This is a genomic window from Luteibacter sp. P4_D7_3 (assembly GCF_056401735.1).
Map to the genome: position 1 here is coordinate 1 of NZ_JBFUIT010000024.1, position 26,261 is coordinate 26,261.

General features: G+C 65.7%; 25 protein-coding genes. 21 read left to right on the plus strand and 4 right to left on the minus strand.

From position 1 onward, the window contains the following. The first annotated feature begins 66 nt into the window (after positions 1-66). The 18 genes from AC1DSN_RS04465 (at position 67) to AC1DSN_RS04550 (ending at position 17,413) form a co-directional block, all read left to right on the plus strand. On the plus strand, positions 67-336 hold the full coding sequence (locus AC1DSN_RS04465; protein ID WP_063572332.1) for an acyl carrier protein: 270 nt from the start codon (positions 67-69) through the stop codon (positions 334-336). Between the two features lie 7 nt (positions 337-343). After that, positions 344-1,129 (plus strand): glycosyltransferase family 2 protein, encoded by a 786-nt coding sequence (locus tag AC1DSN_RS04470; RefSeq protein WP_477329729.1) that lies wholly within the window; start codon positions 344-346, stop codon positions 1,127-1,129. After that, the gene (locus tag AC1DSN_RS04475; RefSeq protein ID WP_477295015.1) at positions 1,129-1,737 is read left to right on the plus strand and encodes a LolA family protein; all 609 of its coding nucleotides are present in this window, start codon (positions 1,129-1,131) and stop codon (positions 1,735-1,737) included. Before AC1DSN_RS04470 ends, AC1DSN_RS04475 begins: the two co-directional genes overlap by 1 nt. Continuing rightward, on the plus strand, positions 1,734-4,088 hold the full coding sequence (locus tag AC1DSN_RS04480) for an MMPL family transporter (RefSeq protein ID WP_477329731.1): 2,355 nt from the start codon (positions 1,734-1,736) through the stop codon (positions 4,086-4,088). The genes AC1DSN_RS04475 and AC1DSN_RS04480 overlap by 4 nt, the downstream gene beginning before the upstream one ends. A gap of 32 nt (positions 4,089-4,120) precedes the next feature. Then, the gene (locus AC1DSN_RS04485; protein WP_477295026.1) at positions 4,121-5,347 is read left to right on the plus strand and encodes a beta-ketoacyl-ACP synthase; all 1,227 of its coding nucleotides are present in this window, start codon (positions 4,121-4,123) and stop codon (positions 5,345-5,347) included. Continuing rightward, positions 5,347-6,573, plus strand: coding sequence for a beta-ketoacyl-[acyl-carrier-protein] synthase family protein (locus AC1DSN_RS04490; protein ID WP_477295011.1), 1,227 nt, complete (start codon positions 5,347-5,349; stop codon positions 6,571-6,573). Before AC1DSN_RS04485 ends, AC1DSN_RS04490 begins: the two co-directional genes overlap by 1 nt. Further along, on the plus strand, positions 6,570-7,304 hold the full coding sequence (locus AC1DSN_RS04495) for a beta-ketoacyl synthase chain length factor (RefSeq protein ID WP_477295009.1): 735 nt from the start codon (positions 6,570-6,572) through the stop codon (positions 7,302-7,304). Before AC1DSN_RS04490 ends, AC1DSN_RS04495 begins: the two co-directional genes overlap by 4 nt. Beyond that, on the plus strand, positions 7,280-8,068 hold the full coding sequence (locus AC1DSN_RS04500; RefSeq protein ID WP_477295007.1) for a lysophospholipid acyltransferase family protein: 789 nt from the start codon (positions 7,280-7,282) through the stop codon (positions 8,066-8,068). The genes AC1DSN_RS04495 and AC1DSN_RS04500 overlap by 25 nt, the downstream gene beginning before the upstream one ends. Continuing rightward, a complete protein-coding gene (locus AC1DSN_RS04505) occupies positions 8,065-8,334 on the plus strand; it encodes a phosphopantetheine-binding protein (RefSeq protein WP_063572726.1) in 270 nt (89 codons plus the stop codon). Before AC1DSN_RS04500 ends, AC1DSN_RS04505 begins: the two co-directional genes overlap by 4 nt. Beyond that, positions 8,322-9,494 carry an ApeI family dehydratase gene (locus AC1DSN_RS04510; RefSeq protein ID WP_477329733.1) on the plus strand — a complete coding sequence of 391 codons (1,173 nt, stop codon included), beginning with the start codon at positions 8,322-8,324 and terminating at the stop codon, positions 9,492-9,494. Before AC1DSN_RS04505 ends, AC1DSN_RS04510 begins: the two co-directional genes overlap by 13 nt. Before the next feature lie 58 nt (positions 9,495-9,552). Then, positions 9,553-10,443: an LpxL/LpxP family acyltransferase gene (locus AC1DSN_RS04515; RefSeq protein WP_477329735.1), complete on the plus strand. Its 891-nt coding sequence runs from the start codon at positions 9,553-9,555 to the stop codon at positions 10,441-10,443. Continuing rightward, positions 10,433-10,873, plus strand: a complete 441-nt coding sequence (locus AC1DSN_RS04520; protein ID WP_063573234.1) for an acyl-CoA thioesterase — start codon at positions 10,433-10,435, stop codon at positions 10,871-10,873. Before AC1DSN_RS04515 ends, AC1DSN_RS04520 begins: the two co-directional genes overlap by 11 nt. A 5-nt stretch (positions 10,874-10,878) precedes the next feature. Then, positions 10,879-11,607 carry a class I SAM-dependent methyltransferase gene (locus tag AC1DSN_RS04525; RefSeq protein WP_477295000.1) on the plus strand — a complete coding sequence of 243 codons (729 nt, stop codon included), beginning with the start codon at positions 10,879-10,881 and terminating at the stop codon, positions 11,605-11,607. A gap of 4 nt (positions 11,608-11,611) precedes the next feature. Next, positions 11,612-12,790: a beta-ketoacyl-ACP synthase gene (locus tag AC1DSN_RS04530; RefSeq protein ID WP_477294998.1), complete on the plus strand. Its 1,179-nt coding sequence runs from the start codon at positions 11,612-11,614 to the stop codon at positions 12,788-12,790. Continuing rightward, positions 12,787-13,260: a hotdog family protein gene (locus AC1DSN_RS04535; RefSeq protein WP_063573232.1), complete on the plus strand. Its 474-nt coding sequence runs from the start codon at positions 12,787-12,789 to the stop codon at positions 13,258-13,260. The genes AC1DSN_RS04530 and AC1DSN_RS04535 overlap by 4 nt, the downstream gene beginning before the upstream one ends. Next, positions 13,257-13,985 (plus strand): 3-oxoacyl-ACP reductase FabG, encoded by a 729-nt coding sequence (fabG, locus tag AC1DSN_RS04540; protein ID WP_477329737.1) that lies wholly within the window; start codon positions 13,257-13,259, stop codon positions 13,983-13,985. The genes AC1DSN_RS04535 and fabG overlap by 4 nt, the downstream gene beginning before the upstream one ends. 71 nt (positions 13,986-14,056) lie before the next feature. After that, entirely contained in the window at positions 14,057-16,168 is a 2,112-nt protein-coding gene (gene yccS / locus AC1DSN_RS04545; RefSeq protein ID WP_477329739.1) for a YccS family putative transporter, read from the plus strand. An 87-nt stretch (positions 16,169-16,255) separates the two neighbouring features. Beyond that, a complete protein-coding gene (locus AC1DSN_RS04550) occupies positions 16,256-17,413 on the plus strand; it encodes an isovaleryl-CoA dehydrogenase (RefSeq protein WP_477329741.1) in 1,158 nt (385 codons plus the stop codon). Between the two features lie 108 nt (positions 17,414-17,521). On the opposite strand, the gene AC1DSN_RS04555 is transcribed toward AC1DSN_RS04550, so the two are convergent. From AC1DSN_RS04555 to AC1DSN_RS04570, 4 genes are all read right to left on the minus strand, one after another. Then, on the minus strand, positions 17,522-18,826 hold the full coding sequence (locus AC1DSN_RS04555) for an XVIPCD domain-containing protein (RefSeq protein WP_477295375.1): 1,305 nt from the start codon (positions 18,824-18,826) through the stop codon (positions 17,522-17,524). A 29-nt stretch (positions 18,827-18,855) separates the two neighbouring features. After that, positions 18,856-19,725: a DUF4189 domain-containing protein gene (locus AC1DSN_RS04560; protein ID WP_477295373.1), complete on the minus strand. Its 870-nt coding sequence runs from the start codon at positions 19,723-19,725 to the stop codon at positions 18,856-18,858. A 94-nt stretch (positions 19,726-19,819) separates the two neighbouring features. After that, the gene (locus AC1DSN_RS04565) at positions 19,820-20,119 is read right to left on the minus strand and encodes a hypothetical protein (protein ID WP_477295371.1); all 300 of its coding nucleotides are present in this window, start codon (positions 20,117-20,119) and stop codon (positions 19,820-19,822) included. 217 nt (positions 20,120-20,336) lie between these two features. Then, positions 20,337-23,147 (minus strand): S8 family serine peptidase, encoded by a 2,811-nt coding sequence (locus AC1DSN_RS04570; protein ID WP_477329743.1) that lies wholly within the window; start codon positions 23,145-23,147, stop codon positions 20,337-20,339. A gap of 208 nt (positions 23,148-23,355) precedes the next feature. Here AC1DSN_RS04570 and AC1DSN_RS04575 point away from each other — a divergent pair, with 208 nt between their 5' ends. The 3 genes from AC1DSN_RS04575 to AC1DSN_RS04585 all read left to right on the plus strand — a co-directional run. Further along, complete coding sequence (locus AC1DSN_RS04575) at positions 23,356-24,531, plus strand: thiolase family protein (protein WP_477295367.1); 1,176 nt, start codon at positions 23,356-23,358, stop codon at positions 24,529-24,531. Positions 24,532-24,696: 165 nt separating this feature from the next. After that, positions 24,697-25,086: a hypothetical protein gene (locus AC1DSN_RS04580; protein ID WP_213948468.1), complete on the plus strand. Its 390-nt coding sequence runs from the start codon at positions 24,697-24,699 to the stop codon at positions 25,084-25,086. Positions 25,087-25,219: 133 nt separating this feature from the next. Beyond that, the coding region (locus AC1DSN_RS04585) for an acyl-CoA carboxylase subunit beta (RefSeq protein WP_477329745.1) at positions 25,220-26,261 on the plus strand (1,042 nt) is incomplete at its 3' end.

Below are 26,261 nucleotides of genomic sequence, written 5' to 3' on the forward strand. Positions count from 1 at the left end.
GTAGTCACTCTTGTGCCTGTAAGGGTGACACCCACGATTCGAGGATGAAATGGACTTACCGAGCTTATGAGCGCGATCCCAGCCGAAACCTTCACCTTCGACGACGTGCTCGCGCGTTTGCGGTCCGTGCTGCACGAGACCTTCGAGATCGACCCCGCAAAGGTCACTCCCGAGGCCAATCTGTTTACCGACCTCGAACTGGACAGCATCGACGCCATCGATCTGGCGATCCAGGTGCAGGACATGACCGGCACCCGGATCAAGCCTGAGGACTTCAAGAGCGTTCGCACCGTGGGCGACGTGGTCGCCACCGTGCAGACCCTCGTCGCCCGCTGAGGCACCGATGGCGGGCAGGCCCGGACCGCGCGACCCCGCGGCGCGATCCTTCGCGCCTTGCGCGGTTGTCCCGATCTACAACCATGGCAAGACCATTGCGGCGACCGCCAACGCGCTTGCCGGGCATGGCTTGCCCGTTCTGATCGTCGACGACGGCTCCGACACGGCGACGCGCGACATCCTCGACGCCCTGGTGGCCGGCCGCGACGACCTGCGGCTGATCCGCCTGGCCGCCAACGGTGGCAAGGGTGCGGCCCTTAGCGCCGGCTTCCTTGCCGCCCACGAGGCGGGTTACAGCCACGTCCTGCAGATCGATGYCGACGGGCAGCACGACACCGCCGACGTGCCGCGCTTTCTCGCCGAAGCGAAAGCCGCGCCGGACGCCATGGTCTGCGGCCGTCCCATCTATGACGACTCCGTACCCCGTGCCCGCCTCTACGGCCGATACCTGACGCATGCCTGCGTATGGGTCGAGACGTTGTCGTTCGACATTCAGGATTCGATGTGCGGCTACCGGCTCTACCCCCTGGATGCCACGCGCGCCGAGATCGCGCGAAAGCCGCTGCCGACCCGCATGGACTTCGACACCGAAATCGCCGTGCGCCTTTTCTGGCGGGGCGTACCCGTGCGTAACCTGCCGACACGCGTGATCTACCCGGAAAACGGCCTCTCGCACTTCCGCATGTGGCGCGACAACGCGCGGATTACCGCGATGCATACGCGCCTGCTTCTGGGCATGCTGCCCCGTGCGCCGCGCCTCCTTCTTCGCAAGCTCAAGAGCGAGACCCACTGATGCGTCGACTTATCACTTTTTTCGCCCTGCTTTGCGCGTTCGCCGCGCACGCACAATCGCCTGCCCTGACCGACGACGTGCTGGGCCATCTGGCAAAGCACCCACAGGTCCGCGCCGAATTCACCCAGAGCCGCGAGAACCCGGCGCTCGCCGAACCGCAACTCAGCCACGGCGACCTGCTCTTCGTCATCGGCCACGGCATGGTCTGGCACACCCGCGATCCGTTCGAGGACACACTGGTCTTCACCTCGGGCGATACGTCGCGGTTGAACGCGCAGGGCAAGCTCGAGCGCGTCCGTGACGGCAATCGTGGCGTGAGCCAGGTCTCCGGCATGCTGCAGTCGCTGCTCGCGGGCAAGTCCGACGATGCCGCCCGTCAGTTCACCATCAGTGCGGATGGCACACCCGAGCACTGGACGTTGCACTTCGTGCCACGCCAGGCGCGCGTGGCGAAAGTGCTTGCCGGCATCACACTCAAGGGCGACGCGTTCCTGCAGTCGATCGAAGTAAACCTCGCCAGTGGCGAGCGCACGCTCATCACCTTCGCCAATACGCGCGATGCCGGCTCGCTCACGCCGGTCGAATCCAAGGTGCTCGGCATTCCATGAAGTCGCTTTCGACCACGCAGCGCGCTGGCCTGTTCGCATTCGCGTCGCTGGTCGTCTGCCTGCTTTGTGCGTGGCTGCTGTTCGGCCGGGGCACGTCGCCCTTGCAGACCGATGTACTCACGTTGCTTCCCGCGACGGAACGCCACCCCCTTGCCGAGGACGCCGTGGAGCGGCTGGCCAGGGCCAGCGGCGATCGCATGGTGCTGCTCGTCCACCACAAGGACGACGACGCGGCCAAGGATGCGGCGCGTGAGCTCGGCGCTGCGTTGGCCGCGGATCCCGTGTTCGCCTCCGTGATCGCGGAGCTGCCACCGTTCGACCTCGACCAACTGGTCACGCCTTTCCTGCCGTTCCGCTTCCACTTGCTGACGCCGGAAGACCGGGCCGCGCTCACGACATCGGGCTTCGACCCGGTGGACGCCCTGAAACGCCGCCTCAACCAGCCGTTCGGCGCCAATGTCGGCGCGAAGCTCACCGACGATCCGTTCGGCTGGATGCAGCACTGGCTCGACCGCCAGCCGTGGAACCGCTCTGCCCTCGTGCCCGAGGACGACATGCTCACCGCCCATCGCGACGATGGCAGCTACGTGCTGGTCATCGCCACGCTGAAGGGCTCGTCGTACGACGACGTCGTTCAGCGCCAGGCGCTGGCGACGCTGGAACGTGCGGAGACCGCGATGGTCGCCAGGCATCCGGGTACTGCGCTCCTGCGTACCGGCGCCATCTTCTATGCGGCGTCTGCCCGCGCAGGCGCCGAGCACGATACGCATGTCGTCGGCATCGCTTCCACCGTCGGCATCGCGCTGCTCTTGCTGCTGGTCTTCCGATCGCTCCGACCGCTGTTGATCGCCTTTGTCTCCACGGCGCTCGGCGTGATCGGCGCCATCGCCACTACCGTGCTGGTGTTCGGCCAGCTGCACCTGCTGACCCTGGTGTTCGGGGCGGCGCTGCTCGGCGAAGCGGTGGATTATTCGATCCAGTACCTCTGCGCCCGTGCGAATGCCGGCGCCGACTGGCATGCCGAGCGCGGCGTGCGACAGGTGCGCCCGGCGCTATTGCTCGCGCTGGCCACGTCCCTGCTTGGCTATTCACTGCTGGCCGTCGTCCCGTTCCCGTTCCTCCGCCAGATGGCTGTCTTCGCCATCGCCGGCATGGCCATCGCCTGCGCCAGCGTGTTCTGGTTGCTGCCGGCGCTGGCCCAGAAGCCTGCCCGTGCGCCGCTCTCGCCCGCCCTCGTTCGGCTCGCACTCGGCTGGCAGCGCATCGCCTCGGGGCGTCGCGCGCTGCTCGGCGTCGCGGTGCTGTGTGTCGTCGCCGTTCCAGGCTGGCTGCGTCTGGGCCACGATGACGATATTCACCTGCTCATCTCGCCGCCCAAGGCGCTTGAGGCCCAAACGGCGACGATCCGCGATGTCGCCGGCTTTGGCGGCGGCAGTCAGTTCTGGCTGGTCGAGGGTGCCAACGCGGAAGAAGTGCTCCAGCGCGAGGAAGCGCTCACCGACCGGCTCCAGACCTGGGTGGCGGACGGCAAGCTCGGCGGCTGGACCGGCATCAGCGCCATGCTGCCTTCGGCACATCGGCAGGCGGCGAACATCGCGGCACTCGAGCCGCTTTTTACACCACGCGAACGCATGAGTGAATGGCTGGGTCAGGCGGGATTCCGCGCCGAAGGCAGCGCCGGCTTCGTAGCCGCTTATCCTGGCCGTGCCTTCACGATCGACGACTGGCTGGCCATGCCCGCCTATACGCCGTTCCGTTACCTGTGGATGAGTGGCGGCAAACACGGCGTCGGCAGCATCGTCGTGCCCCAGGGCCAGGACGATGCGGACCTGCTCCGCACCGCGTCCGATGGTTTGCCCGGCGTGTCGCTGGTCGACAAGCCGGCGAGCATCACGGCGCTGTTCGGCCGTTATCGTGGCTATGCGGATGTCTGGCTCGGCGGCGCACTGGCCCTGGTCGGCCTCGCCTTCGTCTGGCGCTACGGTCTGCGCTCCGCGTGGCGCGTCCTGTTGCCGCCAGCCGCCGGCATCGTGCTCAGCGTGGCCGCACTCGGCTACCTCGGCGAACCGCTTACGCTGTTCCACGTCATGGCACTGATGCTGGTGCTCGGCGTCGGCGCCAACTACGCCGTCTTCCTGCGCGAAGGCGAACCACACGTCGCCCACCTCCCGGGCGCGGCTTACGCCGGCGTGCTGCTCTCGGCGGTCACCGCCCTGCTCTCCTTCGGCCTGCTCGCGCTCAGCACGATGCCGGCCCTGCGACATTTTGGCCTTACCCTGCTCCTCGGGATCGGCTTCACTGCGCTACTCGCGCCGGTGAGCGTCCCCGCACCGAAGAATCGAACCGCATGAACAACGCAGAACACGTTACCGGAGGTCGCGCGATGAAGCGCGTCGTTGTCACGGGCATGGGCGGCATCACGCCACTCGGCGACGACTGGACCACCATCGAGGCGCGCCTGCGCCAGTTCCGCAATGCCGTGCGTCGCATGCACGAGTGGGATTACTTCGATGCGCTGAACGGACGCCTCGGGTGCCCCGTCGACGATTTCAGGATCCCGTCGACGTGGTCGCGCAAGCACGTGCGCTCGATGGGACGCGTGGCCCAGCTCGCCGTTGCCGCGAGCGAGCGCGCCCTCGACGACGCCGGCCTGCTCGGCAACACCGAGATCACCGACGGGCGCATGGGCGTCGCCTATGGTTCGTCGGGCGGCAGCATCGAGCCGGCGAAGACCATCGGGCGCATGCTCGAAACCGGTTCCATGCAGGGCGTGACCGCGACCAGCTACATCCAGATGATGGCGCACACGACGGCGGTGAACGTCGGCGTGTTCTTCGGGTTGAAGGGCCGCATCATCACCACATCCAGCGCGTGTACCTCCGGCAGCCAGGCCATCGGTTACGGCTACGAAGCGATCCAGCAGGGCAAGCAGACGCTGATGGTGTGCGGCGGAGCCGAAGAGCTGTCCGGCCCCGGCGCCGCCGTGTTCGACACCCTGTTCGCGACGAGCACCCGCAACGACACACCCCAGGTGACGCCGCGCCCGTTCGACGCCAAGCGCGACGGCCTCGTCGTCGGCGAAGGAGCGACGACGCTGATCCTCGAGGAGTACGAGCACGCGGTGGCCCGAGGCGCGCGCATCTACGCGGAGATCGTCGGCTTCGGTACCAACTCGGACGGCCAGCACATCACCCAACCCACGCGCGGGACCATGGCCGCCGCCATGCGCATGGCCCTTGCCGACGCCGACCTGGCGCCCGACGCCATCGGCTACGTCAGCGCGCACGGCACCGCGACCGATCGCGGTGACGTGGCGGAAAGCCACGCCACGGCGGACGTGCTGGGCACTGGCGTTCCCATCAGCTCGATGAAGAGCTACGTGGGCCACACGCTCGGTGCCTGTGGTGCGCTCGAAGCCTGGTGGGCGATCGAAATGATGCGCGGTGGCTGGTTCGCGCCGACGATAAACCTCGAGACGCCGGATCCGGAATGCGCCGCGCTGGACTATCTCACCGGCGAGGGCCGCGATATCCGCACCCGCTACGTCATGAACAACAACTTTGCCTTCGGCGGCATCAATACGTCGCTGATCTTCAAGGCAGTCGGCTGATGAGGCGCGTCGTGGTCACCGGCATGGGCGCTGTGTCCTGCCTCGGGCCGGACCGCCATGCCCTGTTCGACGGCTTGCGCGCGGGCCGCGCAGGCTTTCGCGATATGCCGGATTTCGCCGCGCTGGGCATGCGCTGCCGTGTTGCGGCGCCCGCCGATACCGACACGCTCGAACCGCCGCACCGCAAGCTGCGTCGCTACCTGCCGCAGGCGGCGGAATACGCGTGGCACGCTACCCGCGAAGCGCTGCAGGAAGCCGGACTCGATGAGGCGCGTATCGGCGAGCGCGATGTCGGCATCCTCATGGGCGCTTCAGCCGCTCTCTCTGAATACGAAGCGGGCCTGGACATGTTCCACGCGCGCGGTATCTCGCGACTGTCGCCGTTCATCGTGCCGCGGAGCATGGGCAGTGCGGTGGCGGCGACGCTTACCCACGCCTTCGGCTTCGGCGGCCGCGCCTTCACCATCAGCTCGGCCTGCACGAGTGCGACGCACGCTATCGGCCAGGCGATGGAACTGATCCAGCTCGGGCGGCAGGAAATCGTCGTCTGCGGCGGCGCCGAGGAGCTGCACGACAAGGCGGCGATGTGCTTCGACGTGATGAATGCCTTGTCGACGACAAGCGTGGCGGGTGAGCGCGTAGCCTGCCCTTACGATGCCGATCGCGACGGCATCGTGCTAGGCGGTGGCGCCGGCGTGCTGGTGCTCGAGTCGCTCGACCATGCGAACGCGCGCGGTGCACGCATCCTCGCCGAACTCGTGGGTTACGGCGCGGCGTCGGATCCCCACGGCATGGTGAGTCCCGAGGCGGGTGGCATGGCCGAAGCCATGCACCAGGCTATCGATCTGGCCGGCATCCTGCCCGATTACATCAACACGCACGCGTGCGCGACCATCCACGGCGACCTTGCCGAATGGCACGCACTGAGCCGGGTATTCGGCGAACGCAGGCATGCCGTGCCACCCATGTCGTCGATCAAGGGCCTGACCGGTCACGCGCCGGCGGCGGCGGGCGCCCTCGACGCCATCGCGTCGATCGCCATGATGGAGAAAGGCGTGCTGCTCGGCGGCGCGACACCGCCAAGACGTGATGCCGCCTTTGCGGATGCGCCATTGATCGAGGGGGAACTCGCGATCCCGGTGGATAGCGTGATGTCGAATACGTTTGGCTTCGGTGGCAGCTGCGCCGCCCTGGTCTTTCGCCGCCATGCCGGGGCAGTCACGTGATCGAGCTGGCTATCGAACGCTGGCGCGCGTGGGCGCCCGGCATCGAGGAACCGGCCGCGTGGGCCGCATGGTCGGCGGCACCTCGCCCTCTCGTCGATAGCGGTGAGCAGCCCTCCTGCGACTTCGTGCCGCCGATGCAGCGCCGGCGCCTCAGCCGCCTGGCGCGCATCGTCATGCACACCGCGTGGCCGATGTGTGGCGACGACGAGCAACTGCCCTTCGTTTATGCTTCGCGACACGGCGAGACCACCCGCACCTTCGCCATGCTGGATGACATTGGCCGCGAGGCACCCCTGTCGCCCACGCAGTTCGGTCTTTCGGTCCATAACGCGATTGCCGGGCAGTGGTCCATCCTGCGCGAGCAGCGCGGCGAATCCGTGGCGATCGCGGGGGAAGCCGACACGTTCGAGCATGCCATCGTCGAAGCCGCCGCCCTGCTTGGCGAGGGTGCCGCCGCGGTCATCGTCGTGCTCGCCGAAGAGCGTCCCGCCGTGGCCTATGACGGTTGGATCGACGACGTCCCCTTTTCCTATGCCGTCGCGCTGCGCGTCTCACGGGCCGATGGCACGGCGGCCGGTCCGCGCTGGAGGCTGTCGCTTCGTGGTAATACAGAGGCCGCACCGTCGGCCCCTGGCCCGCACGCCCTGCATTTCGTCCGCGCACTGCACGATGGCGCGATCCTGGACCACCCGTGGAAGATGCGTCGATGGACCTGGCAACCGGTACCGTGATCCGCCGAGGCGACTTCTGGGCCTGGCGCTTCGTCTGCACCGCCCTGAGCTTCGCCTTGTTCGGCATCGGCGGCATCGTGCTGCGCGTGGTCGTACTCCCTGTGGTGCTGGCGTGGCCTGGACCCGAAGCGGTGCGCCGTCGCCGTGCCCGGCGAACGGTCGGGCGCGCGTTCTGGCTGCACTCGCAGTTCATGTACCGCACCGGCACTGTCGCGTTTCGCTTCGACGGCGTGGAGCGCCTTGGCCAACCCGGCCAGATGATCGTCGCCAACCACCCCTCGTTAATCGACGTGGTCTACCTGATCGGCCACGTTCCCGAGGCCAACTGCGTGGTCAAGCACAGCCTGTGGAAGAACCCCTGCATGCGTGGGCCGGTGATGGCCGCCGGCTACATCAGTAACGACGGCAGCGCCGAGATGCTCGACCGGGCGGCCGATGTCCTCCGCGACGGCCAGACCCTGATCATCTTTCCGGAAGGTACGCGCACGACGCCCGGCCAGGATCCCGTCTTCCATCGGGGCGCTGCCGCCATTGCCGTGCGCGGCGCACGTACGGTCACCCCGGTTTTCATCACGGTCGTGCCGACCACGTTGACCAAGGCCGAACCGTGGTACAGCGTGCCGAAGCGCCGCGTGCACGTGCATATCCGGGTCGGCGACGATATTCCCGTCGCGGCCTTCAGTGAAGCCGCTCCCGCGCCGATAGCCTCGCGTCGGCTCAATGCCCACCTCCACCAACTCTACGCCAGGGAACTCAAGGCATGAATGACCTCGAACGGAACATCGCCGGACTCATCATCGAGACGCTCGCTCTCGAACACCTCAAGGTGGACGACATTGCCGTCGACCAGCCGCTCTTCGGCCAGGGGCTCGGCCTGGATTCGGTCGATGCCCTCGAGCTCGCGCTTGCGCTGCAGAACCGCTACGGATTGAAGATCGCCTCGGATTCACGTGACGCCCGACGCCACTTCGAGACGGTACGAAGCCTCGCCCACTACGTCGAAGCGAACGGCGCCCCATGCGCAAACTGAGCGACGCGGCACTGCTGCTGGTCGGCGTGCTCTATCCCTTCATCGTCTACTTCGGCATGGACCACGTGTCCACGCCGATCTTCGGGTTGATCCTCGGTGGCCTGTGGCTGGTGCGTGCACCCGCCCTGTGGCGCCAGCCCGGCGGCCGCTGGATGCTCGGCGTAACGCTGATCTACTGCGCGGTGCTCGCATTCGGCGGCGAAGACGATCTGCTGCGCTGGTACCCCAGCCTGATCTGCGCGTTACTCCTGGCCGCGTTCGGTCTCAGCCTGAAATTCGGGCCACCGATGATCGAGCGCATCGCGCGTGTCACCGAGCCCGACCTGCCACCTGTCGCCGTGCGCTACACGCGCAAGGTAACCTGGGTGTGGGTGGTGTTTTTCCTGCTCAACGGCACTGCCTCCGGCCTGCTGGCCAAGTGGGGCCCGCTCTCATGGTGGACGTTCTACAACGGCATTCTGGCCTACTCCGTGATGGGCGTGCTCTTTCTCGGCGAGTGGCTGCTGCGCCAGCGCCTGCGTCGCCGGATCAACAAGGCACCGATGGACGGTGCGGCCGGGCGCCTGCTCTCGCACCCCTGGGTCGCGGCGGCCGCGGGCGGCTACGCCGGCAAGCTCGGCCCGGGCATGGTCGTGGCGTTCACACCTGCCGGACGCACGGCGCTGCTGCGTCATGGGCGGGCAGGCCTCATCAATGAACTCGGGCAGCAAGCGGCAGGCGACGATGCGCTGTCGACGCCCATGGTCTGGCGCTTCGTCGACGTCTTGCCGGAATCCGCGCGGGTGGATGCGCTCCTGCAGGCCGCGTTGCCGACGGCGCCACGCGTGATGGGCGAACGCCTCGATGGCGACACGCATGTCATCGAACTGGAGCTGCCGCTGGACCTTGCCTGCTTCGCCGATCACTTTCCGGACGCGCCGGTCCTGCCGGGCGTCGTCCAGATCGGCTGGGCGCTCGAGCTCGCCGCGCCCCGGCTCGGCACACCGACTACGTGTCGCGGCATGGATGGACTGAAATTCCAGCGCCTGCTGCGTCCCGGCGATCGCGTGGAACTAACGCTGCGCTACGACGCCGTGCGCGGACGCCTGCATTTCGCCTATCGCACCGGTGATGCGTATTACTCGTCCGCGCACCTGCGCCTGGAAGGCACCCATGCCTGAGTCCGCAGGCGCGACGACGCACTGGGCGTCACGAAAAGAACGTGGAAGCTTCCTSGGCATGAAGCTCACGTCCGTCGCCGTGCGCCTGCTCGGGCGGCGGCCCGTTGCTCCGGTCATTTACCTCATCGTGCTGTATTTCTTCGTTACCGGTCGCGCTACGCGGCGCATCGTGGGCGACTACCAACGGCGACTGGCTGCCTGGAGCGGTCGCGCCGACCTGTTTCCCCGCCAGCGTCCGGTGCTCGCGCAATACCTCGCCTTCGGCGACTGCATGCTCGATCGTTTCGACGTCTGGCGCGGCAAGCTGCGCTTGTCCTCGGTAGACATGGACGACCCCGACGGCGTGCGCGACTCGCTTCGTTCCGGCGGGCGGGGGCAACTGCTCGTCTGCACGCACCTGGGCAATCTCGATGTTTGCCGCGCCATGGCCGAGATCGGCGAAGGCGTGGCACTGAACGTGCTGATGCATCTTCCCCATGCGGCGCATTTCAATCGCCTGCTTGGCGAATCCGGTGACCGTCGCCTCCGCCTGATGCATGTGGGTGACCTCGATACGGTGGCGATGATGGATCTGTCGCAACGCCTCGAGCGCGGCGAATGGGTCGCCATCGCCGGTGATCGTGTCCCGGAGCATGGCGGCCGCAGCGTGAACGTCGACTTCCTCGGTGCCCCGGCTGCGTTTCCTCAGGGCCCCTGGTTGATGGCCGCGATGCTGCGCTGCCCGGTCAACCTGGTCTGCTGCATCAAGCATGCAGGCCGTTACACCATCCACCTGCGTCGCTTCGACGATGCGTCCACGTGGGAACGTTCCACTCGCGGTGCCGCGATCGCCGGCGCCGTCTCGCGTTACGCCGAATGGCTCGCGCAGCACTGCCTCGCCGCCCCTTTGCAATGGTTCAACTTCCACCCGTACTGGCACGGTACGAACGGAGCCCACGATGCGCGCTAACGGTGTATTCGCCGTCGACACGGAGTTGACCGTTCCCTTCTTCGATGTCGATTCAATGGAAGTCGTCTGGCACGGCCATTACGTCAAGTACCTCGAGGTCGCACGCTGTGCCCTGCTCGAAGCCCTCGGCCACGACTATGTGCGCATGAAAGACACCGGCTATGCGTGGCCGATCATCGACATGCAGCTGCGTTACGCGCGCGCCGCACGTTTCGGCCAGAAGCTGGTCGTACGTGCCGAGCTGGTCGAATGGCAGAACCGCCTGAAGATCCACTACACCCTCAGCGACGCCGCCACCCACGAGCGACTGACCCGCGCCAGCACGATCCAGGTCGCGGTCAGGCTCACCGATGGCGAGATGCAGCTGGTCTCACCTTCCGTTTTCATCGACGATGTCGAGCGCCACCTGGCGCGACAGTCGTTGCCCTGATTGCCATGGACGCCTCACTGATGAAGTACGCCAGCGCCACCTACGTGGAGGAAACCCGGATCGGTTTCGTCTTCCTGCGCACCCATACCTGGCAGCACCACGTCCTGCGCGTGGCCATCAACGATCTCAAGCGATTGGCGGTTGAGCCCCTGCCGCAGGGTGGCACCTTGCTCGATGTCGGCTGCGGCCAGGGGCGTTCGTTTCGCTATCTGCGCGACGTCTTCGCCCCGGCGCGCATGCTCGGCCTGGACGCGGATCCCCACAGTATCGAGCTGTCGCGTGCGGAGGCGGCACGTGAGGGCATCGACGTGGAACTGTTCACGAGCGATTGCGCGCGTATCGACCTGGCCGACGCCAGCGTGGATACCGTGTTCTGCCACCAGACATTCCATCACCTGGTCGAACAGGAACGCGCTCTGGACGAGTTCTGGCGCGTGCTCAAGCCGGGCGGACTGCTGCTGTTCGCCGAGTCCACCAAGGCGTACATCGACTCCTGGGTGATCCGCTGGTTCTTCCGTCATCCGATGCATGTCCAGAAGAGCGCCGACGAATATCTGGCCATGCTTCGTGGGCGCGGTTTCGTATTCACCCAGGCACAGGTATCCCTGCCCTACTTGTGGTGGAGCCGTGCGAAGGATTTCGGCCTGCTGGAACGTTGGGGCCTCAAGGCCGCCCCGCCGGTGGGCAAGCGCGAGGAAACCCTGGTCAACGTCGCCGCGCGCAAGCCGGGCTGACGACATGACGACCTACCTGAATGTCCTCGGCGTCGTGTGCTCGCTCGGTGTGGGAAAGCAGGCGGTGGCCGAAGCGATGTTCGACGCTGCCGGGCATGGACTGCAAGACCTGGGCGGATGGGTACCCGAACACACGCTACGCCTCGGCCATGTCTCCGCGGCATTGCCGGCGCTTTCCGCCGAACTCTTACACCGGGATACGCGTAACAACCGCCTGCTGATGCTCGCCGCGCAGGAAATCGAAGCGGAGCTCCGCGCTGCCGTCCTGCGCTTCGGTGCCGAAAGGGTCGGTATCGTCATTGGTACCAGCACGACCGGCATCGAGGAGGCGACGGGCAGCATTGCCGCGCTCGGCCAGACCGGCAGCTGGCCGGCGCATTACCAGTATGCGGATCAGGAACTCGGTGCGCCGGCCGCCTTTCTTGCCGAGTGGCTGGGTATTGCCGGCCCTGCCTACGGCATTTCCACCGCATGCACCTCGGGTGCCCGCGCCCTGCTCAGCGCGGCACGCCTGCTGAAGACAGGCCTGTGCGATGCCGTGATCTGCGGCGGCGCGGACACGCTGTGCCGCCTGGCGACGAATGGCTTCCATTCGCTCGAAGCCATGGCCGCGGCCCGTTGCCAGCCGTTCTCGCGGCGTCGCGATGGCATCAACATCGGTGAGGCGGCCGCTCTCTTCATGATGACGCGCGACCATGCGCCCGTCGCTTTTCTCGGCGGCGGCGCAAGCTCGGACGCCTACCACATGTCCTCGCCGGATCCGGAAGGTCGCGGTGCCAGCGACGCCATGGCAAGGGCCTTGTCGTCAGCCGGCCTGGCGCCGGGCATGATCGACTACGTGAACCTGCACGGCACGGCCACCGAACACAACGACGCAATGGAGAGCCGCGCAGTCGCGGCGACGTTCGGCCGCCCCGTACCCTGCTCGTCGACCAAGGCACTCACCGGCCACACGCTGGGTGCTGCCGGCGCGCTCGAGGCCGCCTTCTGCTGGCTGGCCCTCACCGACCCGCAGCGGCGCCTGCCACCGCACGTGTGGGATGGCGAGGCCGACCCGTCGCTGCCGCCGCTGGCCTTTACCGATGGCGACAGTCGCCTCCCACCCGGCCGCCGTTACCTCATGAGCAACTCCTTCGCGTTCGGCGGAAACAACGCGAGCCTGATCCTGGCGAACGCACCATGACCCTGTGGCCCATCGAACAACTGCTCACACACGCGGGTCGCATGATCCTGCTCGATCGCGTGGTGGAATGGGATCCCGAACGCATCGTCTGCGAGCGTGCCATCCGCCGCGGCGATGCCTTCATCGAATCCGGTGGTCTGCCCGGCTGGGCCGGCATCGAGCTGATGGCGCAGGCTATCGCGGCGTGGAACGGCTGCCAGGTGCTCGCCGCGGGGGGTGAGATCCGCCCGGGCTTCCTGCTGGGCACACGCAGTTACAGGGTCGATGCCGACATGTTTCCGCCGGGAGCCAAGCTTCTCATCGAAGCCGTCCGAACCTTCCATGACGACGACGGCATGGCCGCCTTCAGCTGTCGCATCGATACGACGGGCGTGCACGCCGAGGCACGCCTGACGGTGTTCAGTCCGCCCGACCCGACGCCTTTCCTCGATCCACGCAACACTCTCGATTCCAAGGGAACCGCGCCATGAACGATACCGTCCTCGTCACCGGCTCCAGCCGCGGCATCGGCCGCGCCATCGCGCTGAATCTCGCCGACGCCGGCTATGACATCGTCGTCCACTGCCGCTCTCGCCGCGACGAAGCCGACGCCGTCCTCGCCGAGATCGTCGCCAAAGGTCGCACGGCACGCGTCATCCAGTTCGATATCGCCGACCGCGCCGCGTCGGCCGCTGCGCTCGAGGCCGATGTTGGAGAGCACGGCGCGTACTACGGTGTGGTCTGCAATGCGGGCCTCACGCGCGACGGCGCCTTTCCGGGCCTCACCTCCGAGGATTGGGATCAGGTACTGCGAACCAACCTCGACGGGTTTTACAACGTGCTTCACCCGCTGGTGATGCCGATGATCCGCCGCCGCAAAGCGGGACGCATCGTCTGCATCACGTCGGTCTCCGGCATGATCGGTAACCGCGGGCAGGTGAATTACAGCGCGTCGAAGGCCGGCGTCATCGGCGCAGCCAAGGCACTCGCCGTGGAGCTTGCCAAGCGCAAGATCACGGTGAACTGCGTGGCACCGGGGCTGATCGACACGGACATGCTCGACCCCGATGTGCCGGTCGAACAGATCCTGAAAGTCATCCCGATGGAACGCACCGGCACGCCGGAAGAAGTGGCGGCGGCCGTGCGGTTTCTGGTCAGTCCTGAGGCGGGTTACATCACGCGGCAGGTGCTTGCGGTGAACGGCGGCCTTTGTTGACATGCTCGTGTAGGAGCCGATTCATCGGCGATCGCTACAGCGCGACGACGCAGTAACGCTAAAGTAAGGCCATGCCCTCCCTACGCCACCTCGCCGAATCCGACCGCTTCGCCGACGTCCTGCGCACCTTCCTCGCGCTATCGGGCATCACCGCCTGGTGCACCCTCATCGGCCCCGCCAGCGCCATCGTCCCCGCCCTGCTCGGCGCCATCGCCTGCGCCCTTGCCGAGACCGACGACGCCTGGCGCGGTCGGCTGCGCGGCCTCGTGGTCACCCTGCTCTGCTTCGCCGCTGCCGCCGCCGGGGTAAAGGCCCTGATCGGCCAACCCGTCCTCTTCGCCATCGCCCTGCCACTGGGTACCTTCATCCTCGTGATGCTTGGCGCCGCCAGCGGGCGCTACGCCACGATCGCGACGGCGACGCTCATCCTTTCGGTCTACACCATGATCGCCTCCGATGCCGCCGCGGCCGGCACAGGCAACGAAGGCACGCTGGCGATCCTCGCCGGTGCCGCGTGGTACGGCCTGCTCTCGCTGATATGGAGCGCGCTCGCGCCACAACGTGCCGTGCGCCACTCACTGGCGCGCCTGTTCGAGTCGCTCGCCGCGCTCGTCGAAGCCAAGGCGGCGCTGTTCGAACCGGTGCACGGCCTCGACCGCGACGCACTCGACATCGCGTTTTCAAAACGCAACCTGCGCACCGTCGAAGCCCTGACCGGTGCGCGCACCGCCTTGATCGACCGTATCGGCCGGCGCCAACCGCGGGGACGCAGCGCGGCACGGCTGGCGATGTTCTTCGTCGCCCAGGACATCCACGAACGCATCAGCTCCTCGCACTATCCCTATGATGAACTCGCGGACGCGCTCTACCACAGCGACCTGATGTTTCGATTCGGCCGCCTGCTGCGACTGCAGGCCATTGCCTGTCGCGAGCGAGCCGACGCCATACGACGTATCGCGCCGCTCGGCTCCATCGCGCTACCACGAGCCGCACTCGACGACCTCCGCGAAGCCATCGCCTACCGCCGCCGCAGCGATCCGCCCGATGAGGCCGTCGACGACGCGCTCTCCGCCTTGATGGACAACATGGAACGCTTGCAAGCGGCCATCGAAGACGAAGGCAACCTGCCGCAGGACATGGACACCTCGCTGCAAAGCAACGAGCCGTCGTCATTGAAAGACGCCATCGCCCGCGTGCGCATCCGGCTCAACCGGCGCTCGATGCACTTCCGTCATGCCGTACGCCTTGGCGCCGGAATGCTCGGTGGATACCTGCTCATGCTCGCGCTGCACCCCACCCACGGTTACTGGATCCTGCTGACCACACTCTTCGTCTGCCAACCCAGCTACGGCAGCACCCGCCGTCGACTCGTCCAGCGCGTGATCGGCACCACCGTGGGACTTGTGGCCGGCTGGGCCATGCTTCGCCTGCTGCCCGGGGGAGACTGGCGCCTGCCGGTACTCGTCGCGACCGGTGCCGGCTTCTTCGCCTTCCGCTTGCGACGTTACGCCCTGGCCACCGCCGTGATCACGCTGTTCGTCCTGCTCTGCTTCGATCGCGTCGGCGCGGGCTACGACGCCATCGGCCCGCGCCTGCTGGATACCCTGCTGGGCGCTATCGTCGCCGCCGTGGCCATCCGCTTCGTCCTGCCCGACTGGCGCGTACGCCGCCTTGAAGAGGTGGTGGCCGACGCCTTGCTGGCCTACGGGCGCTACCTGCAGCGCATCGCCATGCAATACCGCAACGGCAAGTCCGACGACCTGCCCTATCGCGTCGCCCGTCGCGACGCGCACGCCGCCCAGGCGGCGGTGGCCGGCAACGTGACCGAGTTGCTTGCCGAACCCGGTCATCCGCAAGAACGCGGCGAACGCGCGCTTCGCCTGCTCACCGCCCTGCAGGCCGGGCTCGCCCACCTGTCGACGCTGGGCGTGCATCGGCAGGCCCTGGTGCCGGCCGATGCCGCCGCCGTCGAGGAACTGGCCCAACGCATCGCTCACGGCCTCGACGCCCTGGCCGAACACGTGCGCGCAGGCTCCACGGCGTCGCCGCTGGGCACCCCGGCCCTGCTCGTGGGGACATCGCTACGTGTCGCGGGGGCCCCTGAAGCCGTGCGTCTGGTGGACCGCCAGTGCCTCCTGCTGATCCGCGTTCACGACCGTATCGCGGCCCTTCCGCCGGCCTGATTGCTGCGTCGCGCCGTGGACTGGAGCGCCCGGCGCGTTACGATGGGATGCTTTTTCCCCCGTATCCCCCCCCCCGGAGTTGCACGCATGCGCCCGTTTTCCCTCGGTGAAGACCTCGACCTCCTGCGCGAAAGCGTCCACGCCTTCGCCGAGAAGGAAATCGCCCCCCGCGCCGATCGTATCGACCGCGAAAACGTCTTCCCGGAAGACCTCTGGCTAAAGTTCGGCGAGATGGGCCTGCTCGGCGTGACCGTGCCTGAGGAATTCGGCGGCTCCGGCCTCGGCTTCCTCGCCCATATGGTCGCGATGGAAGAGATTTCCCGTGCCTCGGCATCGGTCGGTCTTTCCTATGGCGCGCACTCCAACCTGTGCGTGCAGAACATCTACCACAACGGCAACGACGCGCAGCGCCGCAAGTACCTGCCCAAGCTCACCAGCGGCGAGTGGGTGGGCGCGCTGGCGATGAGCGAGCCGGGCGCCGGCTCCGACGTGGTCGGCTCGATGAGCTGCCGCGCCGAACTGGTCGGCGACGTGTGGGTCGCCAACGGCACGAAGATGTGGATCACCAACGGCCCCGACGCCGACGTGCTGCTGGTCTACATGCGCACGGCGCCCCGTCCCGCCGGCAGCCGCTGCATGACCGCCTTCATCATCGAGAAGGGCATGAAGGGTTTCTCCACCGCGMAGAAGCTCGACAAGCTCGGCATGCGCGGCTCGAACACCTGTGAGCTGGTCTTCGACAACTGCGAGATCCCAGCCGAGAACATCGTCGGCGAAGTGAACGAAGGCGTGCGCGTGCTGATGGGCGGCCTGGACACGGAGCGCCTCGTGCTTTCCGGCGGCCCGATCGGCATCATGCAGGCCGCCGTGGACCTCGTGCTGCCGTACGTGCGCGAGCGCAAGCAGTTCAACGCCCCCATCGGCACGTTCGGCATGATGCAGGCCAAGGTGGCCGATATGTACACCGCGCTGCAATCTTCACGCGGCTTCGCGTATATGGTGGCCCAGCAGTTCGACAACGGCGTGAAGTCGCGCATCGATCCGGCCGCGTGCCTGCTCAATGCGTCGACCAATGCAGTGAAGGTTGCCCTGGAAGCGATCCAGTCCCTGGGCGGAAACGGTTACATCAACGAGTTCCCCGCAGGACGCCTGTTGCGCGATGCGAAGCTCTACGAAATCGGTGCGGGCACCAACGAAATTCGTCGCATGCTCATCGGACGCGAGCTGTTCCACGGCAAGTCTTAACAGGCACAGCTCCCGTTTTGCGACATGGGCCGCTCCCACACGAAGGTGTGGGGCGGCCTTTTTTTTGTGCGGCTCATTGTGGGAGCCGCTTCAGCGGCGATACCCCAATCACCGCACCATCGAAGGCCCAGCCGACTGAACCGGCTCGGGCGCCTGCTGCTGGGCCTGCACCTGCTGTTGAACGTGAGCCTGTTGTTGTTCGTTGTTCTGCACGTTTACCGCGGCTTCCTGGCTGCTTTGCGCCAGTGGTGTCTGGACGGCCTGCATAACGTCAACCTCGACGTAGCGCTTGAAGGGTGAATTCAGATCGCCCTGAATGGCGTACCCGCGGTTGGCGTCGTCCGATAAGGCAACGTGGTCGATGCGGTTGAACCCTGCCATCGTGGCTGCCGATGTCAGACTGCCGGCAAACGCCTGCGTATGAGGACCCGGCGCGCGCCCCTGATCCTCATCGATCTTCGCGACGCAGGAATAAGCCTGGACGTAGATGCCATGGGCAGGGTGGCGTGCATCGAGCATGTCGGGCACCGGCGCCTGAAGGGCTGCCGCCTGAGCCTGCGACCTTGCTTCCGAAAGCGCAGTGAGCGTCGCTGGACCCACCACACCATCCGCTCGCAGGCCGCGGGCTTGCTGGAAAGCCTCGACCGCTTCCCGGGTCTGCGGCCCGAAGCGCTGGTCGGCGTGGATGGGACTGCCGTCGCGGCCGGTGTAGCCGAGGGCAGCCAGGTCCGACTGCAATGCACCGACTGCCTCACCTCGATCGCCCTGGCGGTGCACATTCGGATGAGCGGGCGATTGGGCTGCTGCCGCCTGCTGGGGACGTGCGTGCAATGCTTCCGTCAACTGCTCGTTGGTGAGTGGCGGGGTTTGATTCTTAGTGCCCGGCTTCCAGGCCTCGGCACGCGCGATACCGTCAACTAAGGCATTGCGCTCTTCTGGGGTCATATCAACAACCTTCTTGCCGTGAAGGTCATAGCCTTCGGCCGCCGCCGTGGCATAAATGGTATTCGCCTGGCTGGCGTGATGCGTCGCGCCACTGTAGTCCGCTTTTGAATAACCTTTCACTAGTTCATCGACTGTGTTGTCGGCGAACCGGTCGGAGATAAGCTGCTTTTGGGCCTCGCGACCAGCTTCGTAACTCTCAAAAACGGCATTACCCCAATGATCAAGGTCAACGACGCCGTCGTAACGTTCCTGCGCTCTTTCCAGCGCCTTTTCCTTCGTGCGGCCGTTATGCACTGTAGAGTCCGCACTTCCACTGAACTCAAATTTGAGATTGCCAGGATTATTGTTCCGCCACGAAACAGTCCCTTCCTGCGCCGTCACCCAGGTACTGTCCTCCATCTCATAAACGCGTGTCTTACCTTGGCTTGCAACGAGACGCGTCACTTTCTTATCCGACAGAACATCCATATATCTTCCTTGCTTTGGCCGCCAGGCCGTTAGATTCCACGCCTACACTGAGTCTCGACTTCCTTGCAGTTCATTGCGCCGGCTGCATTGCAGGCGTTCATCGCCTCGAATACTGCTTGTTTTTTATCTTTGTGATTCGCGTTCGCGCCACTGAACCATCGAGACGACTCATCGCGAACGAGGGAGATGCAGCCGTCCTGCTGCTGGACGAGAATCGTGCAGTCCTGCTTGCCGCAACGACCGTCCATGCTCTTCCACACGGCCTCGGGCGACCCGCCATCATGCAAGAACCAGAACTTACCGCTGTTTTTATTAACCATCAGCGTATTCAGATATACCGGAACACTCCATTGCGCATCCATGTCTGCCGCGAGCCCGGATTTTGGCAARGGAAGAAGAACTGTACGTTCTTCAAACCTCCCCATATCGACAACATGCCGACTCGCCGAGCGGACGTGCCATACGCCGGACTCCTTCGCTAATTCAACAATTGTGGTGGTTGGCTTCTCGCCACCGTCCATCTGCACGATGCGGACTTGACCCGGACTGACCTTTACATCATTGATGTCAAACGCGTCGTCGTGAAACTGAGTGCATTTCGAGCAGGCGACTAGCTTATCGCTCGTCACTTCCGGAACGAACTTGCCGTTCCTCTTGCCGAAAATGATGAGATCGCGGTGCGCCACGCCTTCCTTATCCGGCTCCCCCTCAAACACGGCAACCGCGTTTGCACCAGCTTGAACGCCACTGGTCTTGAAGGCGAGCAAATGCGTCCCCTGTGGCGCGGCGCCAACTACCTCCACGGGAGCGGTCGGCGGAGGTTCCGGCGGCATCGACATAGCCGGCGATCCGACGAGCGTCGTAAGGATGCCCAATGAGAATATACGCAGGTTCACCATGTCTTATTTCTTCCTATCCTTGAATTCGGGGCCGAGTCTATCCTCATCACCCCCTCATCGGTGAGACGAACTCCGGGCTTCTTTGAGGCAAGCATCAATGCGCCCCAGATGCGTTCCCCGATACCTGCCCGCTCTCCCACGCAAGCCGCGCATGCGCCTCGGCCGCGCAATGCGCCCCCATCTGCGTAAGCGCCGCGACCGCATCCAGCGACAACGCCATGCGCCGGCAATCGACGGTATCCGACTCATGCACGAATTCCGCGAGCGACTCTGTAAGCCCCCGCGCGTACTGCAGCAGCTCCGCCGCGTTGTTGAGAAGCTCATGCGACGATGCATCGGGATCGGCGTAATAGCGCGCACGGCGAACCGTGCCGTGTTCATTCGTAACAGGCATCACTGTTCCTTGCTTATGCCACCGCTGTCCCAGGTGCGGCGCGCGCACGAAGCAACGTGCCGTCGTTCTAACGGATCAAGCGGAATGGTTGCCTGCGTGGCACGGTTAGCGACGACGCAGGCAACGAGATGACCGTAKCAAAACAACWTYGRGTTGTCTGTAGGCGGCGATGCCTTAGTGCATCGCCGATGACTCGGCGCCTACAGATAGCGGGCGGTTACCAGGCGAGGCGGTAGCTTAGGGTTGCCGAATGCGAGTGGTCGCGATCGGCGAAGCGTTGCTCCACATCCATGCCGAACTGTGAGCGCTCGCTCAAGTCCAGGCCCATCGTAAAGCCCGCCGTGCCGGCTCGACGCGACAGGCCGATGCCTTCCACCGGTGCCCACTGCGCAATGCCGTTGTAGCGAGCCGAGAACACTTCGCCCTTCGTCGCGAACGCGTTCTGCCAGCCGAGCTTGGCGTCGATACGCAGCTTGCCGTACGAGGTGAGCCACGAGCTGCCCGCACGCAGGCCGAAGCCGGCCTGCCAACGCGAGGTGGTCTGGCCGTTGGCTGCAAGGCCGAAACCGTCGCCACCCGCTTCATCGAATCCATCGCGACGGATGCTGGCGAACTGCGCGTTCGCGTACGGCGTGAGCGTGAAGGCGCCGACGTTCGTGCGGTAGCCGAATTCGCCATAGGCGACGTTGTAGTGGCCGGTATTGTCCGCACCCGCGAAGGTTCCCTGGTCGCCCAGACGAAGGAGGCGCTGGGTATCGCCATGGAAGCTGCCGAAGCCGAAGCGGCCGACGCCGTACCAATTCGCGCCACGCGAGCCGGCATACAGCATGCCTTCCGTGGCGCGATTGGTCTGGCGATCCAGGCTGCCGGACAACTGTCCCGTGCTGCGCATCTGGCTGACGGCGACGCCGGCGAAGCCGTTGTTGCCGAGCTTCACGTCGTTGCCGATAAGCGTGCCACCGATGTTGAAGCCGACGTTGCCAAAGCCCGAACGGCTGAGCCCTCCCTGGGAGCCAAGCGACTGTGTCCAGGCACCGGTAGGCCCCTGGGCGTCGAGATGATTGATCAATGCATCGTTGCCTGCGTCGATGCCTGCCAGAGTCACGGCCGTGCTGGCAGCATACAGCTGGCCCGAAAGCGACTCCAATGACGCCTGCGCCACCTGTTGGGTGGACGACTGTTGGATGCTCCCAGCGGCGATCAGCGTACGCTCGTTCACCGACTCGGCGGTCGGCGAACCGGTGGCGAGGCTCGCGTTGATCTGGGCGAAGGCGCCGTCGAGGCGCTGCGCCGAATTCACCGCGGCTACCGATTGCGACATGCTCTTCGTCGCTAGCAGGGTAATGCTGAGCTGCCTCGTGTCGATCCACACCTCGTTGGGCAGATACTGCAGGCTCGTCCCGAGGAAGACACCGCCTGCGGGGGCTAGTCCCAGGGTGCCGGTAATCGAACTGGCCGTTATCAGCTGCTGATGTGATGTGACGACATAACCGGAAACCGCACCGGAGATGACCAGGGAACCGGCCAGCGACGCGTTGCCGCTGACCACCAGCGGCGCACCCAGGCTCTGCCAAAGAATGCCCGTTGCCGACTGCGTGAAGTTACCCGTGATATGCGTCGACGCGGTGTCCGCCAGGAACACGCCCGCGTTGGTGACGCTGCCACCGATGTTGGCGTGAGCGATCAGGGCAGCGTTTGCGCCGATGTTCACGGCACCCGGCACGTCGTGCATCGATTCCAACGAGGCGGAGCCGCCCACCTTTGTCACGCCCGCGTAGGTGTTGGTACCCGACAGCGTGAGCTTGCCATTGCCCGAAACATTGAGGCCACCGGCACCTTTTATGTCATTTAGAAACGCGGCGTCATGGCCGGCTGCAGTCGCGGCATCGAAGTCGCCCCAATCGAATGTCGCCGGGCCACGGATCGCCCGGCCGACGTTGAGGCGGCCATAGCCGTAGATGGCATCGGGACCGGCGGTGCCGAGGTCATCGGCCGTGCCGAGGATGATCTGGCGAATCGCATTGACTCCCAGCGCCGGGAAAGCCTGCATCACTACCGCGGCAGCACCGGAGACCTGCGGAGCGGCCAGCGAGGTGCCTGACCACACCTGATAGGAGATATTGGACGCGGTGGACGTGGCCGACGTCGTGATTACGTCGCCAGGCGCTGCGAGGCAGTAGTTCATTGCCACGCCACAACGGTTCGAATAGGTGGCGATCTGAGTAGGATTATTGCTATCCAGCGCGACGACGGTCAGCCAGCCGGCCTCGAGGTCCGGGGCGCGCGACGGCAGGGCCGCCACCGTGGACGGATTGGCATCACCACTGTTGCCCGCCGCGAAAACGAACAGGTGCCCTGCGGTGAACGGCGCGTACGCGTCGTGAAAGCTTTTCGTCGCGACCGTGTCGGTGGCGTTCCAGTAGACGCCGCCCCAGGAGTTGTTCAGCACCCTCGCACCTGCGGCGATGACGTCGGCATTGACCTTGCCCAACGGGTCGGAGCTGGTCGCCTCGTTGCCCTGCCCGGAGCCGTCGTCGGTGGGCGCCTTGTCCGCGATGATGCGCGCCGAAATGAGGGTAGCGTCGGGCGCGACACCACCAACGAAGCTGCCAAACGGCCGCCCAGCGGCAATTTCCGCCACGGCGGTACCGTGACCGACCACATCGTCCACGCTCAGATTGTTAGTACTGGGGTCGATGTAGGTGTTCGGGTCGGCCGTGACGCGCCCGGCGAGTGCCGGCTGCGAGCGGGTCACGCCGCTGTCGATGATGCCGATGACCACGCCCGCACCGGTGAACCCGGCCGCGTGGGCGGCCGTGACGTTGGTGAACGCGAGCTGGGCATCGATCGGCGGATTCGGCTGGGTCGGCTGGGTCGGTTGCGTAGGCTGGGTAGGTGGGGGCGGCGCTACCACCACGCCCGTGCCACCGGTTTTCGACCCGCCCCCGCCACCGCAGGCCGCCACGCCCAGGCTGAGACACACGGCAAACGCCAGCTCGCGCTGACACGGGAAGTTCCGCTGATTCACGTTTAGCCCCTCGGTTCGACATCAATGTCGCGCGGCCAAGTCCCCTGGCGGCGCACCTGGACCGGATATTCGCACACCCGCCCGGCCCTTGCCGTGCTGCGGCGCACACCCCATGCCGCGGCGCAGATTGCCCCGCCACGGCCCCCGCTGCGATACTCGACAGGTTTTCCGCCCTCCCGGGCGGCCATGCGAGTCCCACGGAGTTCCCATGTCTGAGATCGTCATCGCGGGCGCCAAGCGCACCGCCATCGGTTCCTTCCTTGGCCAGTTCACCGGCGTCCCCACGCCGAAGCTCGGTGCCACCGCCATCCGCGCCGCCCTTGAGCAGTCCGGCATCGCCCCGGCCGACGTGAGCGAAGTGATCATGGGCTGCGTGCTGCCCGCCAATCTCGGCCAGGCCCCGGCTCGCCAGGCGTCGCTCGAAGCCGGCCTGCCCGTTTCGGCCGGCTGCACGACCATCAACAAGGTCTGCGGCTCCGGCATGAAGGCACTCATGCTCGCCCACGACCTGATCAAGGTCGGCTCGGCGAAGGTCGTCGTTGCCGGCGGCATGGAGTCGATGACCAACGCGCCGCACATGGTCAACGCGCGTACCGGCATCCGTTACGGCGACGGCCAGCTGGTCGACCACATGGCCTGGGACGGCCTGACCAATCCGTACGATGGCCAGTCCATGGGCGTGTTCGGCGAGAAGTGCGCGGATAAATACACCTTCACCCGCGAAGAGCAGGACGCATACGCGATCGCCTCGGTGGAACGCGCGCAGGCCGCACAGAAGGCAAATGCGTTCGCCAACGAGATCGTCCCGGTGACCGTCCAGGGTCGCAAGGGTCCGCAGGACTTTGCCGAAGACGAACAGCCGGGCCGTTCGGACACCGCGAAGATCCCGACCCTGCGCGCTGCATTCCGCAAGGAAAACGGCACGATTACGGCAGCCAGCTCGTCCAGCATCTCCGATGGTGCCGCCGCGCTGGTGCTGCTCGACGCCGACGATGCGAAGGCCCGCGGCATTACCGCACTGGCGCGTATCGTCGCGCACGCCACGCATTCGCAGGAACCGGAGTGGTTCACGACCGCACCGGTGGGCGCCATTTCGAAAGTGCTTGAAAAGGCGGGCTGGAAGGCCGAAGACGTGGACCTCTTCGAGATCAACGAAGCCTTTGCCGTCGTGCCGATGGCGGTCATGCGTGAGCTCGGCGTGCCGCACGAGAAGATCAACGTCAACGGCGGCGCGTGTGCGCTGGGCCATCCGATCGGCGCCAGCGGTGCGCGTATCGTCGTGACTCTTCTCAATGCGTTGACAGCCCGTGGGGCAAAAAGGGGTGTCGCAGCCCTTTGTATCGGCGGCGGCGAGGCCACGGCGATCGCCATCGAATTGGTGTGAACCTGACGTCGATGAAACCGGATGGGCGTTTTCTTGTAACGATCACGCCCTTTCCATAGGTTTTAATGCGCCCTGAAGCATGCCCCTTCGATCTGTAGCTAAGTCATGACAACTAAGCTATTAATGAGCCCGCCTAACGGCATTCTACGGCTAAGGAGAAACACAATGAATTTGACGCGTACCCTTCTCGCCTCTGCGCTCGTCGCGCTTTTGGCAGCTTGCAGCAACGGCGCGACGGATTCCGCGCAGGACGCCCAGAAGTCGGCTGCGGATGCACAGCAGCAGGCTGACAAGGCACARCAGGCCGCCGACCAGTCGCAGAACGCCGCGACCACGCAGGCCGCCGATCAGGCTCAGCAGTCCGCCGATCAGGCCAAGGACGCTGCCGGCCAGGCGCAGGCCGCCGCTTCTGCTTCGACCGCCGGCGGTACGCCGGAAGCCGCGAAGGACGCTGCGTCCAATGCTGCCGACCAGGCCGACAAGTCGGCTGACCAGGCCAAGGATGCCGCTTCCAACGCCAAGAGCGCGAAGGACGACAGCTCCACCAAGAAGTAAGCCCTCGGGTTTATTTGCTGGGACGACGGCCACCTTCGGGTGGCCGTTTCTTTTTAGCGATTGGCGCGCCGCAGCGTTTTCGGATGGCGACACCCCGCTATCATGGTCGTTTCGTCCCCGCGCGAACGCCCCCATGCCCATTCTCGAATCGCAGATCGACCCCCGCTCCGCCGACTTCCAGGCTGCCAGCCTGAAGCTGCGCGCATTGACTGACGACCTGCGCGAAACACTCCGGCGAACGGCAGAAGGTGGCGGCGCCAAGGCACGCGAGAAGCATGTCGCACGCGGCAAGCTGCTGCCGCGGGAGCGCATCCGCGCCCTGCTCGATCCCGGCTCGCCCTTCCTCGAAATCGCACCGCTCGCCGCGCACGGCATGTACGACAATGCTGCGCCTTCCGCGGGCGTGATCGCGGGCATCGGTCGCGTCATGGGTCAGGAAGTGGTGGTGCTCGCCAACGATGCGACGGTAAAAGGTGGCACGTATTTCCCGATGACGGTGAAGAAGCACCTGCGTGCACAGGAAGTCGCGATGGAGAATCGCCTTCCCTGCGTGTATCTGGTGGATTCCGGCGGCGCCTTCTTGCCCTTGCAGGACGAAGTTTTCCCGGATCGCGAGCACTTCGGCCGCATTTTCTACAACCAGGCACGCATGAGCGCGCAGGGTATCGCGCAGATCGCCGTGGTGATGGGCTCGTGCACCGCCGGCGGCGCCTACGTGCCTGCCATGAGTGACGAAACCATCATCGTGCGCGAACAGGGCACGATCTTCCTCGGCGGCCCGCCCTTGGTGAAGGCGGCGACGGGCGAAGTCGTCGACGCCGAAGCCCTCGGCGGAGCGGATGTGCATACGTCCATCTCCGGGGTGGCCGATCATTTCGCCGAGAACGATACACATGCGCTGGCCATCGCCCGCGATATCGTCGGCTCGCTCAATCGCATCAAGAAAATGCCGCTCGCCGTGCGCCCACCGCTGGAACCGCGCTTTTCCGCCGAAGAACTCTACGGCGTGATTCCCGAGGACACGCGCCGCCCCTTCGATATCCGCGAAGTCATCGCGCGTGTGGTCGACGATTCCGAGTTCCACGAATTCAAGGCACGCTACGGCAAGACGCTGGTCACCGGCTTCGCCCACATCCACGGCTACCCCGTGGGAATCGTGGCAAACAACGGCATCC

Bases quoted from the DNA above. Each gene is read 5' to 3' on its own strand.
- fabG (WP_477329737.1), top strand. From the start codon at position 13,257: ATGAACGATACCGTCCTCGTCACCGGCTCCAGCCGCGGCATCGGCCGC.
- AC1DSN_RS04515 (WP_477329735.1), top strand. From the start codon at position 9,553: ATGAAGCTCACGTCCGTCGCCGTGCGCCTGCTCGGGCGGCGGCCCGTT.
- AC1DSN_RS04465 (WP_063572332.1), top strand. From the start codon at position 67: ATGAGCGCGATCCCAGCCGAAACCTTCACCTTCGACGACGTGCTCGCG.
- AC1DSN_RS04500 (WP_477295007.1), top strand. From the start codon at position 7,280: ATGGACCTGGCAACCGGTACCGTGATCCGCCGAGGCGACTTCTGGGCC.
- AC1DSN_RS04520 (WP_063573234.1), top strand. From the start codon at position 10,433: ATGCGCGCTAACGGTGTATTCGCCGTCGACACGGAGTTGACCGTTCCC.
- AC1DSN_RS04480 (WP_477329731.1), top strand. From the start codon at position 1,734: ATGAAGTCGCTTTCGACCACGCAGCGCGCTGGCCTGTTCGCATTCGCG.
- AC1DSN_RS04510 (WP_477329733.1), top strand. From the start codon at position 8,322: ATGCGCAAACTGAGCGACGCGGCACTGCTGCTGGTCGGCGTGCTCTAT.
- AC1DSN_RS04525 (WP_477295000.1), top strand. From the start codon at position 10,879: ATGGACGCCTCACTGATGAAGTACGCCAGCGCCACCTACGTGGAGGAA.
- AC1DSN_RS04530 (WP_477294998.1), top strand. From the start codon at position 11,612: ATGACGACCTACCTGAATGTCCTCGGCGTCGTGTGCTCGCTCGGTGTG.
- AC1DSN_RS04505 (WP_063572726.1), top strand. From the start codon at position 8,065: ATGAATGACCTCGAACGGAACATCGCCGGACTCATCATCGAGACGCTC.
- AC1DSN_RS04555 (WP_477295375.1), bottom strand. From the start codon at position 18,826: ATGGATGTTCTGTCGGATAAGAAAGTGACGCGTCTCGTTGCAAGCCAA.
- yccS (WP_477329739.1), top strand. From the start codon at position 14,057: ATGCCCTCCCTACGCCACCTCGCCGAATCCGACCGCTTCGCCGACGTC.
- AC1DSN_RS04475 (WP_477295015.1), top strand. From the start codon at position 1,129: ATGCGTCGACTTATCACTTTTTTCGCCCTGCTTTGCGCGTTCGCCGCG.
- AC1DSN_RS04565 (WP_477295371.1), bottom strand. From the start codon at position 20,119: ATGCCTGTTACGAATGAACACGGCACGGTTCGCCGTGCGCGCTATTAC.
- AC1DSN_RS04535 (WP_063573232.1), top strand. From the start codon at position 12,787: ATGACCCTGTGGCCCATCGAACAACTGCTCACACACGCGGGTCGCATG.
- AC1DSN_RS04575 (WP_477295367.1), top strand. From the start codon at position 23,356: ATGTCTGAGATCGTCATCGCGGGCGCCAAGCGCACCGCCATCGGTTCC.
- AC1DSN_RS04485 (WP_477295026.1), top strand. From the start codon at position 4,121: ATGAAGCGCGTCGTTGTCACGGGCATGGGCGGCATCACGCCACTCGGC.
- AC1DSN_RS04490 (WP_477295011.1), top strand. From the start codon at position 5,347: ATGAGGCGCGTCGTGGTCACCGGCATGGGCGCTGTGTCCTGCCTCGGG.